The organism is Bordetella genomosp. 10 (genome assembly GCF_002261225.1).
Classification (GTDB): domain Bacteria; phylum Pseudomonadota; class Gammaproteobacteria; order Burkholderiales; family Burkholderiaceae_B; genus Bordetella_C.
This window is the reverse complement of record NZ_NEVM01000005.1, coordinates 3,043,790-3,060,622: the sequence shown is the minus strand read 5'-3', so window position 1 is coordinate 3,060,622 and position 16,833 is coordinate 3,043,790. Positions and strand designations below refer to the sequence as shown.

General features: G+C 55.4%; 10 protein-coding genes. 4 read left to right on the top strand and 6 right to left on the bottom strand.

The window, feature by feature from the left end:
* Nucleotides 1-147: 147 nt before the first annotated feature.
* The 4 genes from CAL29_RS29680 (at nucleotide 148) to CAL29_RS31470 (ending at nucleotide 7,471) form a co-directional block, all read left to right on the top strand.
* Nucleotides 148-2,715, top strand: coding sequence for a class I SAM-dependent methyltransferase (locus CAL29_RS29680; RefSeq protein ID WP_094856442.1), 2,568 nt, complete (start codon nucleotides 148-150; stop codon nucleotides 2,713-2,715).
* A gap of 239 nt (nucleotides 2,716-2,954) precedes the next feature.
* Nucleotides 2,955-5,252: a hypothetical protein gene (locus CAL29_RS29675; protein WP_143277777.1), complete on the top strand. Its 2,298-nt coding sequence runs from the start codon at nucleotides 2,955-2,957 to the stop codon at nucleotides 5,250-5,252.
* A gap of 65 nt (nucleotides 5,253-5,317) precedes the next feature.
* A complete protein-coding gene (locus tag CAL29_RS29670; protein WP_094856440.1) occupies nucleotides 5,318-6,415 on the top strand; it encodes an acyltransferase family protein in 1,098 nt (365 codons plus the stop codon).
* Between the two features lie 165 nt (nucleotides 6,416-6,580).
* The gene (locus tag CAL29_RS31470) at nucleotides 6,581-7,471 is read left to right on the top strand and encodes a methyltransferase domain-containing protein (RefSeq protein WP_179284220.1); all 891 of its coding nucleotides are present in this window, start codon (nucleotides 6,581-6,583) and stop codon (nucleotides 7,469-7,471) included.
* A gap of 50 nt (nucleotides 7,472-7,521) precedes the next feature.
* Here CAL29_RS31470 and CAL29_RS29665 read toward each other — a convergent pair whose 3' ends face one another.
* Genes CAL29_RS29665 through CAL29_RS29640 form a run of 6 tightly spaced genes read right to left on the bottom strand, consistent with a single transcriptional unit; the run spans nucleotide 7,522 to nucleotide 16,477 of the window.
* On the bottom strand, nucleotides 7,522-8,733 hold the full coding sequence (locus tag CAL29_RS29665; protein ID WP_094856439.1) for an HAD-IIIA family hydrolase: 1,212 nt from the start codon (nucleotides 8,731-8,733) through the stop codon (nucleotides 7,522-7,524).
* Nucleotides 8,730-9,323 carry a D-sedoheptulose 7-phosphate isomerase gene (locus CAL29_RS29660; RefSeq protein ID WP_373559844.1) on the bottom strand — a complete coding sequence of 198 codons (594 nt, stop codon included), beginning with the start codon at nucleotides 9,321-9,323 and terminating at the stop codon, nucleotides 8,730-8,732. The genes CAL29_RS29665 and CAL29_RS29660 overlap by 4 nt, the downstream gene beginning before the upstream one ends.
* Nucleotides 9,320-10,417: a GHMP family kinase ATP-binding protein gene (locus CAL29_RS29655; protein WP_218831910.1), complete on the bottom strand. Its 1,098-nt coding sequence runs from the start codon at nucleotides 10,415-10,417 to the stop codon at nucleotides 9,320-9,322. The genes CAL29_RS29660 and CAL29_RS29655 overlap by 4 nt, the downstream gene beginning before the upstream one ends.
* Before the next feature lie 31 nt (nucleotides 10,418-10,448).
* Nucleotides 10,449-11,777, bottom strand: coding sequence for a 3-deoxy-D-manno-octulosonic acid transferase (locus tag CAL29_RS29650; RefSeq protein ID WP_094856437.1), 1,329 nt, complete (start codon nucleotides 11,775-11,777; stop codon nucleotides 10,449-10,451).
* A 9-nt stretch (nucleotides 11,778-11,786) separates the two neighbouring features.
* Entirely contained in the window at nucleotides 11,787-12,758 is a 972-nt protein-coding gene (gene waaC, locus CAL29_RS29645; RefSeq protein ID WP_094856436.1) for a lipopolysaccharide heptosyltransferase I, read from the bottom strand.
* Between the two features lie 2 nt (nucleotides 12,759-12,760).
* On the bottom strand, nucleotides 12,761-16,477 hold the full coding sequence (locus CAL29_RS29640) for a glycosyltransferase (RefSeq protein ID WP_143277775.1): 3,717 nt from the start codon (nucleotides 16,475-16,477) through the stop codon (nucleotides 12,761-12,763).
* Between the last annotated feature and the right edge of the window lie 356 nt (nucleotides 16,478-16,833).

Here is a 16,833-nt window from a genome sequence, read left to right as displayed (position 1 = left end):
GTCCTTAGTAGAGTCCTACGGCAGTACATCACTACGGATCGAGGGCTTCAATCTAGAGTGTATTAACGGGTAACATACAGCATTCGCTGCGATTACTCAGCGGCTATGTTTGTGCGTAAATGTTCAACGATTATTAGCAAGCTCTAAATGAAAGAGACTATTCAGAACGTACTGAACTTCCTAGGGTACTCGCTACATAAGAGGAGAACCGTCGACGCTTTGCATCGAGAAATTGAACAGCTCAGAGCAACCTTGAACGGTGAGTCGATCGCCCCTCAAGGTGCGGAGCTTCCGATTCAAGAGCAGAACAATGGAGATCGACCTCCATTACAACTCGCCGCGACGGCGGAATTTGCCGTAGTGGGCCTGGCCGACTTGGGCCTAGAGAAGTTAATCCGAGAGTATGATTTTCAATCCGTTATAGATATTGGTGCGGGCGCTCAAGTTCACGCTGAGGTGTTCGCGAAGTTCGGCAAAGATGTCACGGCCGTTGATCTAGGAATGTCTAAATTCCACCTGCAGAAGCACCGGGATCATAGCGATAAAATCAAAGAAATATACGGCAATTTTAATGACCTCGAATTCGATAGAAAATTCGATTGTGTTTGGGCGTCCCATGTTCTCGAACATCAACTCGACGCCGGTCAATTTTTATCAAAAGCGCTGTCAATCCTGAAAGAAGGGGGGGTCCTTGCTATCACCGTCCCTCCCATGAAGCATGAAATTGTCGGCGGACATGTATCGCTATGGAACGCCGGGCTTATCTTGTATCGTCTCGTGCTTGCTGGTGTCGACTGCAGTCAGGCAAGCATATTGTCATATGGCTACAATATTAGCGTCATAGTACGTAAAAGGGCTATTGACTTAACAGATGTGAGCCTTGATTTTGATGCCGGGGACATCCGTAGGCTGAAGGAATATTTCCCTGCTGGACTTACCTATCACAGTAACGAACTAGATGATCCGTTCGATGGTGATATTCAGGAATTGAATTGGATTAATAGCACTATTCCGCCAGTGACCGAAGCTTCACATTTTTATGATTTGAACATTTCGGAGCGACAGGCACTTGTGAAGCAAGCTATTGATTCCCAAACGACACTCGTCTCCAGATGGGAAAAATTAGCGTCAGAATATACTGACACTTGGTCGCTCCGGGCGCGACGGGCTGCGGAATTGATTGGTGACGTCGAGTCCGTAGCAGACGTTGGTTGCGGAATGATGACCTTAGAGTCGTACTTGCCTGTTTCAGTCAATTATGTACCCGTTGACGTTGTGCGGCGAGACGATCGGACTATCGTTATTGATCTCAATAAAGAGCCGATGCCGCCGCTCGGCACAAAATGTATCGTGGGTTTAGGGCTGCTTGAATATATATTCGACGTTTCCGCTCTCATAAAGAGTATGTCGACGTATCACGAAATGGCTGTATTGTCCTACAACTCACTCGACTATTTTCCGGATGTCGATGAGCGAATTAGCCATGCGTGGGTGAATCACTATACATTAAAACAGCTCGAATCCATATTCGAACAAAATGGATTTGAAATCGCCGAGACGGTTCAGCACGATAACACGCAGACGATGTGGCGTTTGACCAGAAAATCGACCGCCCGCAATCCCGGCATCGCAAAACGTGTTGTATTGACATGCGATTTTATGCGTACTGATTCGGGAAAGAATTTCAATCAAAAACCGAATTTGGCGAAAATCACCGATATTATACTTCCCGCGTTGACCAACGCCACTACGCTGCCTGTTACGGTATTCCCATCAGGTACAACGGATCAGTATCGTAGCCTGATAGAGGCGGCATACGCAGCATTTGGCATGTCTGCATCGATAGAATCGTGGGCTAAAACATATAATTACTGGAGCTTAGAACAATTCAATGCCAGGGCCGGCTTGCTGGCGTTACTTCGAGAGGCGTTTGAGGATGCTGTTGTCATTTCATTCGAGGCGTCTCCAATGTTAGGCAGCATAATCGAACAGGTCGCCATTGCTCACATAGACATGAGAGCGCACTCACAAAGATTCCTAGACGATCTTCCGCTGGCGTTTTGGTCCGATAGTAACGATGGTCGAGATGCACTTAGTGAGTTTCGGATTCCGCAACAAATGATAGAAGGCCGGGTCGAAGAGCTACGTGCCAGAAATGCGAATAAAGAAATACCTGAAAACAGTGTCGTGTTCATGGTGCAAACTTGCCATGACTCTTCGGTTATTTTAGAAAACGGGTCTTTTCTCGAAATAGCTCCTTATCTTGGAAAAATCAGGAATATATTGCGAAAATATAACGCAGAAGCTCTGCTAATTAAACCGCATCCGCTCGAGCCGCAGAGCGATATCGTCAGTTCTTTATTGACTATTGCCAATAGTCGCGTTACGCATTGCAATTCGTATGAATTGATGAGTTCGCCCAACGTTGCGGCGATAATAACTTTTTCCTCTTCTACAGGTCATGAAGCGGAGGCGTTCGGGAAACGAGTCCACTGGTTGTCGTTACGCCGTATGATCACCAGCTATATACCCGTACTATATCAATATCGTACGACCGACTTTTGGAGGAAGGTCTTGGCGAGCCTTGGTATCCCGAATCAGGGTGCGGCCTATGCTTCAGACGATATAAGTTTTGAGCCTAATTTTTTGCGCAAGCGTTTTTCCATCGATTGGGATGCGCTGTCGACGGCGGATAAGGCAACTGAGAGATATTAGCCATCAAATGAAATTGTGATTTTCCGCGAGTATGGAAATCAAGTATTAATCTAAATACGCGAGCAATTCGGATAATGAGTCACGTACGCTCTCCAAGCGGTCCCTTGCAATCTCATCGAATATGCGCCGCTCTCCTTGCGACGATATTGGCATTTGGAGCGCCATACTACAGATGGCTTGCCAATATACAGGCGATGACCATCCGACAGGATGCGCTATTGTGGGGGGCAGGAATAATCTTGTTGGCACTTGCGCTGACCTTCGCTCGGGTCCGGCTCGCTCATTTGCTTCTGCTTTTTGCAGTCCTTTCATGGTTGATATCGGGTGTTGGTTTCGTGCCAGCATTCGCTGTTATTTTTACCATATTAAGTTGCGCCGCGCTGGGAACAATAGCCATGAGATGGCTTAGGCGCAGTCCCGACGTGCCGATATTGACGATGCCGACAATATTTGTCGGCATCGCTATTTGGGCGTTAATTTGGGGCGTTATGCAGCATTGGCCCATTAATTATCGAGCCTTATATATTGGGATGATGTTGCTGCCCCTGATTTGGGTATCGATTATTCGGCAAGGCTCGTTAATAGAGGAGTCGCAAAAGCTCGCGGTCAAAACGGCCGGGTGGCTCCGCGATGTTCCGTTTCCCATCTGGACGCTAGGGCTGGGGCTAATAGGGTGGGTCCTCAGATGGACAAGCATGCCTAGCGTCAATTACGACGATCAGACCCTGCATCTTCACCTCTATCCCGAGCTCTTGCTCCTCCATCGAGCAAGCTTCAACGTACAAGAGCAAATTTGGGCAGTCGCCCCGTTTCTGACAGACTTACTCCATGCTGTGATATCGCTTGTGGCAGGAGAGGAGTCTCGAGGAGCAACGAATCTCGCTTTGGCACTCGCCATCATAGTAATTACCATTGCCGCTTTGAGGCGCATGGGGGTTGGTGCGCGTGGCCAGATGTTATTGGCGATTCTAACCGTTAGCACCCCGTTGCTCGGAAGTCTGCTTATATCCATGCAGACGGAACTGTTTTTGAGTGTTTTGGGATTGGCGGGTTTTTATATGGCCCTCGACCTGCGGAGCAGTCCGTCGGTCATGAACGTTGCCGGTATCGTCACGTGTAGCGCCCTCTGCGCCGCCACGAAGCTGCCTGGAGCCGTGCTAGGAGTAACGTTGCTTATCGTGATGTTTGCCATGCTGAGATGGCGGCTCGCGCGGCTGATTCTGCAGGAGGCGTCACCATTCTTCGGCGTTGGGTTATTGTTGATATTGCTCATCGTTGCGCTTGATTCCTACATTATTGCGTGGCGAATGACAGGGAACCCGGTTTTCCCCTTATATAACGCGATATTCAAATCGCCGTTCTTTCCTGATGTGAATTTTGGCGATTCCCGTTGGTTCCTGGGATTCTCACTGATCAATTACTTGAAGGCTTTCTTTGAAACATCACGCTTTATCGAGGCGCAGGATTACACTGCTGGATGGCAATTTCTCTTGCTCCTGCCAATTGGGGTCTATCTCTTATTTCGGCGTAAGGATGATGTCCGCTTTCGGTTGATCGCTATTCCGATATTTGGTTTCGGCCTTGCCATGTTTGCTGCCACGCAGTATTGGAGATACCTGTTTCCAGTGATGCCGTTGGCGGGTATCGCTATGGGATCGATGTTTGTGGATCAACCCAAGTACCGCATGTCGGGTTTCGCTGCATTGACAGTGCTTTGTATAGGTGCGAACTTCTATTTCTTCACGGGAGCGTCTTGGCTAATGAGCGCACCGGCGCAAATCGCGTTCACACCACAAGGCAAAGATGCACTGATCTCCAGATACGCTCCGATAGCGTTGCTGAATGAGCATATCAATCGCACCTCGCCTGGAGCACGAGTTATGTATCCAGCCGAAGTTCCTTATGGCGCCACATTGATGGGTACGCCCATATATGTTCATTGGCACGCCCCATTGAGACAGAAAGCGTTCAACGCCCTTGGCAGCTTGCGGGAAATAAGATTGTTCCTTGCGCAGGAGCGTGTGGAATTCGTCATTCTAGGCGCGGGCGATCCGGAGAGCGTAAGCAAAGCAGAGAATCTACTGAGGGAGCACGTGGCCAGTTGGGGGATTATTGAGGCCAAGGAGGGCGATTTTACGCTCTATCGATTGGCTCCCTCACCTATTCCTTACAGAGCGGGGTTTGGTTACAACACCGATCAGGTGAGTGCCGACTTAAAGACCGGAGATAACTATGCAGGTGAGCCGCTATGGGCAAATGAAAAACCAAACGTTATTGCCCGTATTCCGCTCCACCAAGCGTTGCAAGGAAGATATAAGGTCACATTTCAATGTGCTGATAAAGCAGGATATTTTGTTGCCCAAATAAACTGGAATATTGGATCGCCTTATTATCGACTTGTAGGTTGTGATTCAAGTACGGAAACCTTCATCGATACGATGCCAGTTCCGCCGAAAGCCGATACGGGCGAAATTTATATTACCGCTCGTGGAACCCCGAAGGTGTCGATCAAAAATATGGAAATTGAATTCTATTAAAATTCTGTCGCGCGTCTTCTATAAACTAATATAAATCAATCTGAATATAGACTAGAGGGTTCAAGATGACCAAATCAGAAGGCGCCAATAGTCGCGGGCCACTAGTAGTAGTCCCGTGGGTCGATAATATGAAGCTCCTGGCAATGTTAGGAGTTCTGTCCTTCCATTTCTTCCTGTTTTTTTCGGAACGTGCCGCAACGCCAGCGGCGCTCGTGTCATCATGGAAGGACGTATTTCTCGTGCCGTTTCAGTTGGGATGGCAGGGCAACGAGTTGTTCTTCGCGGCCAGTGGCTTCGGATTGGCTCTCTCACGAATGCGGCAAGCACGCGCATGGCCCGCCTTCATCGCCACAAGAGCGTGGAGGATCTACTTGCCATACTGGACGACTATTTCACTGATTTTTGCTTATCAAGTTGTCATGCATGCGGTGGGCAGCTGGGATGTGCCATATGTCACCCCCACCAGCCCCCGTGAGTGGTTTGCCAATGTTTTCCTCGTTAATCTTCGCGGCACCAATTACCTCTCCACCCATCATTGGTTTCTATTCACTCTGATTCCGTTGTACATTTTATTCCCGTTGTTCTTCAGGCTTTGTGAGCGAACCAGGTTAGTTGCATTAATAATATTGCTGGCCATTCAGATTGTCGTCGTAAAGTCTGGAATTGATTTTGGGCCGTTCGGTGCCATAATGTCGCTGACATACTGGATGGGCTCTTTTGCCGTTGGGATCCTTTTGGGAATTTATACATGGAAGGATCAAATCGGTACCGCGAGATTTTTGAATAGAATGTGGCCTGCCGGAGTCTTGCTTTGGCTGGCCGGCACGGTGGGAAGTTTTTCCCCGACCTATCGCAGTTTCGTTGATCCGGTTCTGTGCGCAGGAGCCCTGCTCTGTATCTATCAACTCGCCAAGTTACGTTGGTCTCTTCCCTGGTTAAACAGTTTTTCGTTCGAAATATATCTGGTTCATATGCCCTTCGTGGGTTTCTATCGCCACTTTTTTGGTTTTGTCAAGGGGCCTTTGTGGCTAATATATCCGTTCTACCTTATTTCGACCGTAATGCTTTCCTGGGTTGTCCACATAGTCGTGGTGGGTGTGATGGGAATTTTTAATGAAGCGCTTGAGAAGCGACGAGCGGCTTCCGGGATTGCTTCTGGTTGAATTTGTCCCGAAGAGATGCCCGGCCTTGGGTGGATTGCATACTGAGATAATCCTGATTTAATCTCGAATGGTTTGGCGTGGGGAGTGGTGACAGTGCTTGGATAGCAAGGGGTGATTATGATCTGTGTCGTATGCCGAGGGGTAGGAAGCACCAAATATAGGATTGTGGATGGCATTCAATATTACGAGTGCATAACGTGCTCTTCGCTTTTTGCGGAGCCATCATTCATCGAAAATGTTGTCTCCGGAAAAGTCAGGAATTACGATGAAACTTATTGGGAGTTTGAAACCCGTTCTGCGCGGGAGCGGTCGTTTGGCTCAAGCTTGCAACGGGTAGCCGAAACCTTTTTCTATGCCCGCCGGCAAATAATCAATTTTCTTGACGTGGGCAGCGGGCCGGGCTATTTGTTAGATGCCTTCTCGACGGTATTGCCTGAATCCGCGGACATGATTTATGGGGTTGAATATTTTCCGCCGCCTGAGGCGTTCAGGACGATGCATCCCAACTACCGGATAGGGCAGGTTGGCGATCTGGAAATCAGGTTCGACGCGGGTGTCTGCATCGAGGTGATCGAACACCTACCACCTGAGGTTCTGGACATTCTGATCGCTCAGTTGGCTGCCGTTTCCAATCCGCGGGCTGTATATTTTTTTAATTCCGCGCAGCCGTCATTCGTTAAAACCCAAGATCCTGGTTATCTGGATCCTCACATACGCGGCCATATCGTTTCATATGGGCTTCAAGGGCTGAAGGGAATATTCAATCGACACGGGTTTCAATTGATTCCCCTTTATGGCCGGGACTGGGCCTTCCTCGCCGAATTTATGGGAGAGACGGTCGATTCACCGGACGAACTGCTGGGACGTATTTGGTCGCCACACCCGATGAACCGAAAAACATTGTGCGACTCGAAGTTTGGGCCGCTTATGCACAGCGTGGGCCTGGAAAGCGCTCGTTGTTATGTAGAGTCCCACATCGCCGCGGAACGGACAACATGGGCTTTGTCGCTGGATGCGGAAGTTCAGGAACTAAGGCGGCGTATAGTAAACCCTTAATCCTGCCGCCGCATGATGCATGGTGTTATTGGGATGGCGTACTAGAAATTTTAGGGACAAATTAAAGCTTTAACGCAATCGCTCAAACTTCCTTCCGTATACAGGTGCCCGCGTATGCCAGCCGCGTTCGCAGCGTCAATATCGGTAGTCTTATCTCCGATAAGAATGCTGTCAGAGACTGCGGCGGGCCAAGTGTCCAACAGCGCGAGTAGCATTGCTGGCTTGGGCTTGCGGCATTCGCAATCGATGGCCAAGGGCTTTACTGAACCGTCGACGTGGTGCGGGCAGAATCGGATATCGTCGATATGGGCACCGTTGGCGCGCAACTCCCCCTGCATATGTCGATGCAGCGCCATCATGTCAGCTTCAGTATAGTAGCCGCGAGCGATACCTGCCTGATTGGTTACGACGAAGACGAAGTAGCCCTGGTCATTAGCGAGTTTGACCGCCGCGATCGCATCTTCCTGCCACTCGAAGCGTTCGCGCTGTCCCACATAGCCTTTATCGATATTGAGCACACCATCACGGTCGAAGAAGATAGCCGGGCGAACACGACTTTCCCAAACCGTGGTTTCAGCGACCGCATAAGACTCCGGAACACCTATGTCCAGAAAGAATCCGGAATACTCCTTCCCGCAGATTTTCCCCATGGTGGCCAGTCGGGGCATGACTTCCTGTTCCAGCGAACCCCTGGCCGGCAACTCGGCCAGTAATTCCTTGCGCATGCAATAGACGCCGCCGTTGACCAATCCGCCGTCGCCGCTGCCGCGATGCTGGAAACCCTTTACCCGGTGTCCGTCCAGGACGACCGCACCGAAACGGCTGGCGTCCGGCAGGCGCCTCAGACCCATCGAAATCAAGGCCTCGGGCTGCAGGGCGAACCTGGTATGCAGGTCCAGCCAGTTGAAGTCGAAGATGGAGTCGCCATTGGTCAGCAGGAAGATATCATCCAGTTTGTCCCGTGCAAAGGACAGCGCACCCGCGGTCCCCATGGGCGCGGGCTCGATCACAATGTCGATGGCGATGCGGTCGCGGAACGCCGATTCGGCGGCATATTGCTCGACCACCTTGGCGCCATGCCCCGCCAGGAGCAGCACCTGGCGGAAGCCGTAGCGAGCCAGGTGCCAAATCACCAGGTCGAGAAAAGGCTTGCCGGCCACGGGCAGCAGGGGCTTGGGGTAGTTCCTTGTCAGCTCGCCCAGCCTGGATCCGAGGCCGCCGACGAGGATGACTGCTTGGGTAGGCGCGCGTTGCGGCTTCACTGCTTGTCCTGTTGTGGCCCGCCGAACATTTCCAGTTCGGCGATGGCACAAATTGTATGGCCGACGGTAATGTGCGCCTGCTGGATCAAGGGGGTCTTGGGCGATGGAATATTGATGACGATGTCGCAGGCGGTATTGATCGGACTGTCGTTGTTGCCGGTCAAGCCTATCGTTTTCACGCCCAACTTCCTGGCTGCGTCCACGGCCTTCAGCACATTGGGCGAACGGCCGGAAGTGGTAATACCGATGAATACGTCACCTGGTTTGGCCAGCGCCGCCACTTGGCGCGCGAACAGAAATTCATAGCCATAATCGTTGCCGATCGCGGTGATGATGGACGTGTCCGTCGTCAGGGCGATTGCGGCGAGGGGATCGCGGTCGAAATTGAAGCGCGATACGAATTCCGCGGCAATGTGCTGGGCGTCGGCCGCGCTGCCGCCATTACCACATAGCAGCACCTTGTTGCCGGCGCGTAACGCGTCGACGACGGTCCGTGCGGCTGCCTCGACGTTTTCGATGAGCGCCGGTTGGGCGAGCATTTCCGTCAGCAGATCACGCGCGGAACGCAGGTCTTCCTGGATCAAGTTCAAATACGAGTTGGCCAACTTTCAACACCTTTACTGGTCAGAGTGATGCCGTCCGGCACGCCGCCGGCTTGCGCCAAGGCGCCGAATAAACGGGTACGCGCGTCGGGGTCGACAAGAAACATGACGAAGCCACCACCACCCGCGCCCGATACTTTGCCGGCAAATGCGCCGTTGCGATGGGCAATTTCCCAGAGCTGGTCGATCTGGGCATTGCTGACGCCCTGCGCGGTCGCTTTCTTGGCCTTCCATGACTCGTTCAGGACGCGAGCCAGCGCGGAGAAATCGCCCCGGGACAATGCGAGCTTCATTTCCCGCGCATCTTCTTTCAATTTATGCAGGCTAGCCAGCACGACAGGGTCTTCTGCCGTAATGGAGGATACCTGGGCTTTGATCACGGTTTCCGACGCACGGGATTGGCCGCTGAAGCAAATGACGATGGCGGCCTGCAAGTCATTGAGCATGGATTCGCTGATGCGCAGCGGATTCACGATGACGCGATCCTGAGCTAGGAACTCTATAAAGTTGATGCCGCCAAAAGAGGCGGCGTACTGATCCTGCTTGCCACCAGCCAGTCCCAGGTCCAGGCGTTCGATTTCGAAGGCAAGATGGGCCACATCGTATTCGCCCAGCGGCAGGCCGAAAGCCACCCGGAAGACATCGACCAGCGCCACTGTCAGCGCGGAAGATGCGCCCAGGCCGGAACCTTGCGGCGCATCGATGGACGTGCAGATTTCGGCACCAAAACCCTGCCCGTGCAGATAATCCTTGACGATTCGGTTGTAGACACCGGCCGCCAAGGCGTGCGGGCCGTTGATCGGAAGCCGCCCCACGGGAAATTCGTCAGAATAACCGCCGTCGAGCGAATTGATACGGACGGTATCGCTTTCGGTGAGTTTCAGCGAAGCATTGGCGTAACGGCCAATGGTGAGATTCAGGACTGCCCCTCCATACAGGTCACTGTACGGAGAAAGGTCGGTACCGCCACCGGCGAGACCGAGCCGCAAGGGCGCCCGGCTGCGAAAATTCCGAAAGTTCTGCATAAGGAGTGGCTTGTTGTATTTGCGTCGTATGTGCTGAGGATAATAACCGCCATTCATGCGGCGTATGCCCAGCAGTTTTCAGTCTGTTTCAGCTCAGCCATGGCCGTAAGGCTGCTAGGATCCTCTCTGTAGCGCCACGGTGTGCCGTTGTCCAAGCCAGCGCCGCAGCCGCCATGCGTTGCCTGCGTGGTTCGTCCTGTAGAAGCGCCCAGGCTTCTTTCAGCGCCTGAGCGGCGTTTTCGACTTGGATGGCCGCGCCGGCCTGCAGGGCATCTTGCGTGGCCTGCGCGAAGTTGAACATGTGCGGCCCCACGATGACAGGCAATCCGGCGGCACACGCTTCGATCAGATTTTGGCCACCCAGCGGCGCGAAGCCGCCGGCTACGATGGCGATATCGGACGCGCCATAGTAGAACGCCATTTCGCCTAGCGAGTCGCCTAGAAATATCAGGCTTTCTGCCGCGGCCGCGGGTTCCGGCCGTGAGCGTTGCGCGAACGGCAGGCCCGTCTGATCCAGCATTGCAGCGACCTCTGTGAACCGTTGTGGATGGCGCGGAATCAATAAATAAAACGCCTCGGGCGGTACGGTCAGGGCATCCGGCACCAGGGCGTGTCCCGCCAGTGCGACGGAGCGGAGGCGATACCCTGGCGTGATGGCCTCCACGAATTGCGCCTCCTCGCCATTCCGCGTGCTGGATATCGTGATGACAGGGCGGGCAAGCTCACGCCGCCATGCCCGTCCCTGTTCAAGCTGGGCCGGATCCAGCTGCACGTCGAATTTGAGATTGCCGCAAACACGTGGGGCGAGCGACCCGGCATGGGCTAGCCGCGCGGCGTCCTCCTCTGTCTGTGCCAGCACCAGCGACAAGGATGCATAGGCCGGTTGCAATATCCACCGCATCCAGCGGAACTGACGCAGTGACGAGGCGGAAAACCGGGCGCTGACCAGCAGCATCGGTATGCCCTTGTGCCGTGCCTCGTGTTGCAGGTTGGGCCACACTTCCCGTTCGATCAACACGCCGCAGCGCGGTTCGTGGTAAGCCAGGAAACGCCGCACCGCGCCCGGAAAGTCATACGGCAGCCAGGCCTGACGCAATTGTCCCTGCGTCCGCGCAGCGGCGAAAAGGCGGGCGCCTTCGGTGCGTCCCGTCGCCGTCGTATGCGTTAGCAATATCCGGTGGCCTTGTTCCAGCAGCGCCGTGACCAGTGGCTGGGCGGCACGGGTCTCCCCCAGGCTCACCGCATGCACCCAAACCGGGGCCCGAAAGTTCGGGTCCGGGTCGGTGGCATAGCGTCCAAAGCGAGCCGCGCTGAAGATGCCCCAATCGCCCCCGGCCTTGCGGCCGCGTCTCGCCATTCCTAGCCAGATCAAAGGGGCCAGTAGCCACAACAGCAGGGTATAGGCGAGCCGCGCCATTCTGAGAGGTCAGGCGGCCAGCGCCTGTTCGACCGCAGCTAGAACGAGGTCGCGCGAGGGCGGAGCGCCGCGGTCGCCCAGGCTCGCCGTGAATGCGTCCCCGACCAGGGGCGTCCGTATCGGCGTGGATGCCCGATAGATGCCTATCGTCGGCCGTCCGAGTGCGGCGGACAGGTGCGTCAGGCCGCTGTCCAGGCCAACCATCAGCCGAGATCTCGCAAGCACCCGCGCCACCGAGGTCAGGTCTTGCCGAGGCAAGACCTTCGCATATTCCCGGCCTGCGACCAGCAGGCGCGCGCGCTCGGCCTCTTCCTGATTGCCGGCGAGCAGTTTGAGCGCGCAACCGGCGCTCGACAATTTGTCGAAAACGGCGTGCCAGTCCGCTTCCGGCCATAGTTTGTCGGGCCGGCTGGCGCTGGGCATGATCACCGCATAATCGCGATGCACGCTTTCCAGGTCGGCGCCCGCCTGGCGGACAAAATTCTGCAAGCCGAAGTCCGGATTCCCCGATGGCGTGTAGCCGAATGTCTGGGAGGCGAGTTCGCGTTGGCGGATGACCGCCGGTTGCCAGAATTCGACCCTGTGGCGCACATCGTAGAACAGTGAGGCCAGCGGTTCGCGGGCCGACTTCCAGTCAAGGCCATGCTTGACACCCTTTGTCTGCCGCACTAGCCAGGCCGATTTGAGCAACGCCTGCATGTCCAGTACGACGTCATATCGTACTTCGCGCAGCCGCTCGCGCAGTTGGCGCCTTTCTGTGCGCACGGCTGGCGACCACCATGATTTGCGCCAACGGCGGTGGGCAATCTTGATGACGTTGCGCACGGCGGGGTGCCACGAGGGAATCTCCGCGAAGGATTCTTCCGCGATCCAGTCGATTTCGGCATCGGGCACATGGCGCGTAATATCCGACATCGCCGGCAGCATATGCACCAGGTCGCCCAGCGATGAAGTGCGTACGATGAGGATGTGCGTCGCCATTGTTAGACCATTCCGGCGAAAGCCGCTTCGAGATCGCCGGTCATCCGATGCTTCGAAAAATGTTCCAGCACATATTTGCGCTGTGCCGCCGAGCGCTCGGCCCATAGCGCGTCGTCCCGAAGCAGCCTGATGACAGCCTCGGCGAACGCTTCCGGCCCGTCCATGACGTCGCAGACGGCCTCGACGCCGTGCAGGCCCTGTGCCCCGACCGTGGTGGTGACGAGGGGCACGCCTTCTTTCAAAGCCTCGACGACCTTCAGCTTTACGCCGGCGCCGTAGTGCAGGGGCGCGACCGCCATGCGGGCCCCCGAATAGCGCTTGGTAAGTTCCGCATCGCTGACGAAGCCAGTGACTTCGATATTTCGCGTGGCCAAGCCCTGCACTTGCTGCGTGGGGTTGGACCCAACCAGGCTGAGCTTGATATCCCCCAGGCGGGCCCGCACCAGCGGAAACACCTTTTCGCAGAACCAGATGGCGGCTGCGACATTGGGCGGGTGCGAGAACCCGGCCACGAATACGATATTGCGGCGGCCTTTCAGCGACAGCGGCTGGGCGGTGTCGACGTCGAACGCGTAGGGCGAGACTACTCGGCTATGGATATCCGGCGCCAGGCGTCGTACTTCGTCGATCTCGTCTTGCGACGGATAGAGTGTGACGTCGACCTTCTTCCAGACGCTCATTTCGAGCTCACGCATTTCCTCGGCTTCTTCCGCCTTGGCCGCGTCGTTATTGACCTGGGCTTCCATGGCCATGCGGGCATGGTGCAGGTCATGGCCGTAATAGACCAGCCTGGCCCGCGTATGGCGGTTCAGCTCATCGATGTAGCGTACCGAGATTTGTGGTCGCGACAGCAGAACTTCATCGATGTCGCCCCCGTTGGCCTGTATCCATTCCTCGAACGACGGTATCCAGGGACCATAGATGACTTCGACACCCATTCTGGCGAAGCGGGTCGTATACGGCGAGCGATGACGGTTATCGGGCCAGAACTTGACGACACGGCCGCTGGCGACCAATTGTTCTATGAATGCGGTCATGGTCCGCGAGCCGGCGTCTTTGTCTGGCTCCGGCACATAATGGTCGATGACCAGCGTCACCTTGCGGTGCATGGCCCGGTCGCGGGCGCGGATGGAGCGGTCACCGTGAGCGGCCTGTTCCGATAGGAACACCTCCTTCCAGCGTTCACGCAGACGCTTCGTGTTTTCGACCTGGTAGGCCTTGATGCCTTGCGTAAGATCGCGGCCGTGGGAAATGCCTTCAAAGTGGACGACGCTGGCGGTCGATACATAAACGACTTCGTGGCCGGCTTGCCGGATGCGGAAGGCAAGATCGCTGTCCTCGCAATAGGCGGGCAGATAATGTTCGTCGAAACCTTCGAGTTGTTCCCAAAGCGGCTTGGGAATCATGATGGCTGCGCCGGAGATATAGTCCGCGCGGCGATGGTACGAGAATTGATGCTTGTTGGCGTCGTCGAACTTGCCGAAATTGTCGCCAGCCCCGTCTTTCCAGATCAGACCGCCCGCTTCCTGCAGCATGCCTCCAGGGTATAGCAAACGCGCGCCCGCCATGCCGACTTTCTCAGGCCAGGCCGCGAATACCGCCACCAGTTCGTCGAGCGCGTCCGGGAGAACCTGCGTGTCGTTGTTCAGCAGGAAAATATATTCGCCGCGCGCGACGCGGGCGGCATCGTTGCAGGAACGCAGGAAACCCAGGTTCTGCTTGCGCTCGATCAGATTGATGTTCTTGACTGCGCGCAAGCGCTGGACATCCGGGTCGCCAGATGCGTCTTCGGCGACGATGATCTCGAAACTGACCTTGGGTTTGCTCTGGTAGATCGAGAGCAGGCACTGCGCCGTGAAATCGACTTGTCCGTAAGTCGGGATAATGATGGAAACGACGGGGTTCGATTCTTCCGAAAAAGCGAGGTTGGAAAGTTCTGCAAAAATCGGGCTGTAGGCTAGGCCGGCGCGGCGTCCGCGTTTTATGTAATGCAGCAGGGGATTCCTGGACGCGGCATGGCGGTCCCGGGTCTGGCCGAGGTAATACTGCACATCGAAGAGGCGGCGCGGACTGCGGCCTTCGGCCGCGCCGTATGCGACATAATGATCCAGCGGATTCTGCCTGCTTTCCCGGACATCCGCATTGCTCTCCAGATACCAGTCGGCATCGAACAGGCAGGATTGCTTGATGATCGCCTTCCTGCGCGCAGCCCCCAATCGTGACGGGGCTTTCAGAATCGACACGAAACGTTTCATCCGTCGCCAAGCGCCTGGATGACGGCTCAGGAAATTGCGCAGGGGCGCGGTCACGCGCCAACTGAGGCTGCCTACTGTCGCATCGTAAAGATGCTGCAGATCGTGTAGCCGGCGTTGCATGTCCTGGGCGTAGGCGTCCAGTCCCGCCTTGTTGTCGAGTTCCCGTTGCAGTTGTTCGAGATGTGCAGTGACTTCCTGGACCAGTTGCGCGTGGGCCGCCTTTTCCCCCAATTTCCCTCGCAGGAGATCAAGCCGGCTGCTCAATTCCTGGCCCAGCTGGGCGCGCTGGTTTTCATGGCCGAGTTGGCGATGTATGTCCTCGAGTTGGAGGTTCAGTTCTCGAATCTGTTGCGTGTGCCTGCTTTCGAGGTCGGCGACGGCGGCTTCGCTGTCCGCGAGAGCCTTCCTAGCTTCCGTGGCAGCCTGCTCTGCCGCGATTAGGCTTTGCTGGAGTTCGGCCATCTTGGCTTCGTAAGCTGTCGTGAGCAAGCGCAGGTGGTGGTCGCTCTCGGTGGCCTCGTCGGCGATCTGCTGGAAGTGCTCCGCTTTTTCACCAAACGCGTCGATCATCGCGGACAGCTGTGCCATGCACGCCGGCTGGTCGGTGTGGCGGGCCAGGATGTGGCGCGCCACCTTGAGCAGCGCGTCCGGCCGGATAATGTAAGGGGCGCTTGCCAGCAACTTTCCCAAAGGGGGCAGTTGGATGTGGCCTTCGATTTGCCCGCTCCATATCTTTCGTCCTTCGTCCAGTGTGGCCGCGAATGGCGCATCGATGCCAATGGAGGCAGAGAAGTCCTTCCACTTGATCGGCAGGTCGATATTGCCCGAGTCCCAGTAGGCGAACGGAACGCCATACGCCACGGCCAGTATGGCGGCATGCAGGGATCCGCAAAGTACGAAATCGGCGGAGGTCAGGCTGTCGATGAATCGCTCGATCTCGTGTAGATCGTTCGGGATGGATGCGCGTAATACCAAGTCGCATTGGCTGGCCGCGAGAATGGCCGCGTCGGTGCGGCGATCATGGAAGTGCGGGATACATATTGTCCTGCTCGCCGCATGCTCATTGCGCCGCGGAGAATACAGCGCGGGCATGAGCAAGCCCGGATCGCCAATGGGTACGTTCATACCCAGTTTCAGTTCGCTGGCAGAAATAGGCCCGCGAACTGCCGAGACTTCGATTCGAGCCTGGGCTTCGGGACTGAGACTGCCTTCGTCACGCACACCCAGGCCCCAGGCGATGAGCCGGGGCATAGGCGCGGAATCGGCTGTCGATCCGGGTTCCGTCGTGGTCGCGTCCTGGGCGGCGGCCGGCACCATGAAATCGGCCAACGCGCTCCCTATGATGCGTACCTCAGCATTCCGGCGCGGTGTTCGAATGAACAGATGCTGACTCAAGTATTCGGAGAGAAAATCGCCAAGGTTCTGTTCGCTTTCGCCCTTGAGCCAATAAAGCAGTTCTTCCACGGGTCACCAAGTTAATAAATTTAGAGTGAGAGACGCGAACAAGATTGGATTGATGGGTTGGAGCAAAAGGCGCGAACGGAAATATCCACGCTATTGTTGACTTCGTGCGGGGGCGTAGATTGTACGATGAACCATGAAACGGGCATTCTAGGCGTCGAAGGGCAGGAAAATATGCCGTCTAAGTTGATTCAATTTACTTACCCACCGTCACCCTCTCCGCATTCAACTCCGTCCTGAACCGCCCCGGATCCCGCCCTTCCTCCGACGGCGCCAGTCCAAACCATCCCTGGCCGATGCCATACATCATGACGTTGGCCAGCACGATAAGCACGAACAGTATTCGCATCGGCGCGTAT

Bases quoted from the DNA above. Each gene is read 5' to 3' on its own strand.
- CAL29_RS29680 (WP_094856442.1), top strand. From the start codon at position 148: ATGAAAGAGACTATTCAGAACGTACTGAACTTCCTAGGGTACTCGCTA.
- CAL29_RS29670 (WP_094856440.1), top strand. From the start codon at position 5,318: ATGACCAAATCAGAAGGCGCCAATAGTCGCGGGCCACTAGTAGTAGTC.
- CAL29_RS29655 (WP_218831910.1), bottom strand. From the start codon at position 10,417: ATGAATGGCGGTTATTATCCTCAGCACATACGACGCAAATACAACAAG.
- CAL29_RS29650 (WP_094856437.1), bottom strand. From the start codon at position 11,777: ATGGCGCGGCTCGCCTATACCCTGCTGTTGTGGCTACTGGCCCCTTTG.
- waaC (WP_094856436.1), bottom strand. From the start codon at position 12,758: ATGGCGACGCACATCCTCATCGTACGCACTTCATCGCTGGGCGACCTG.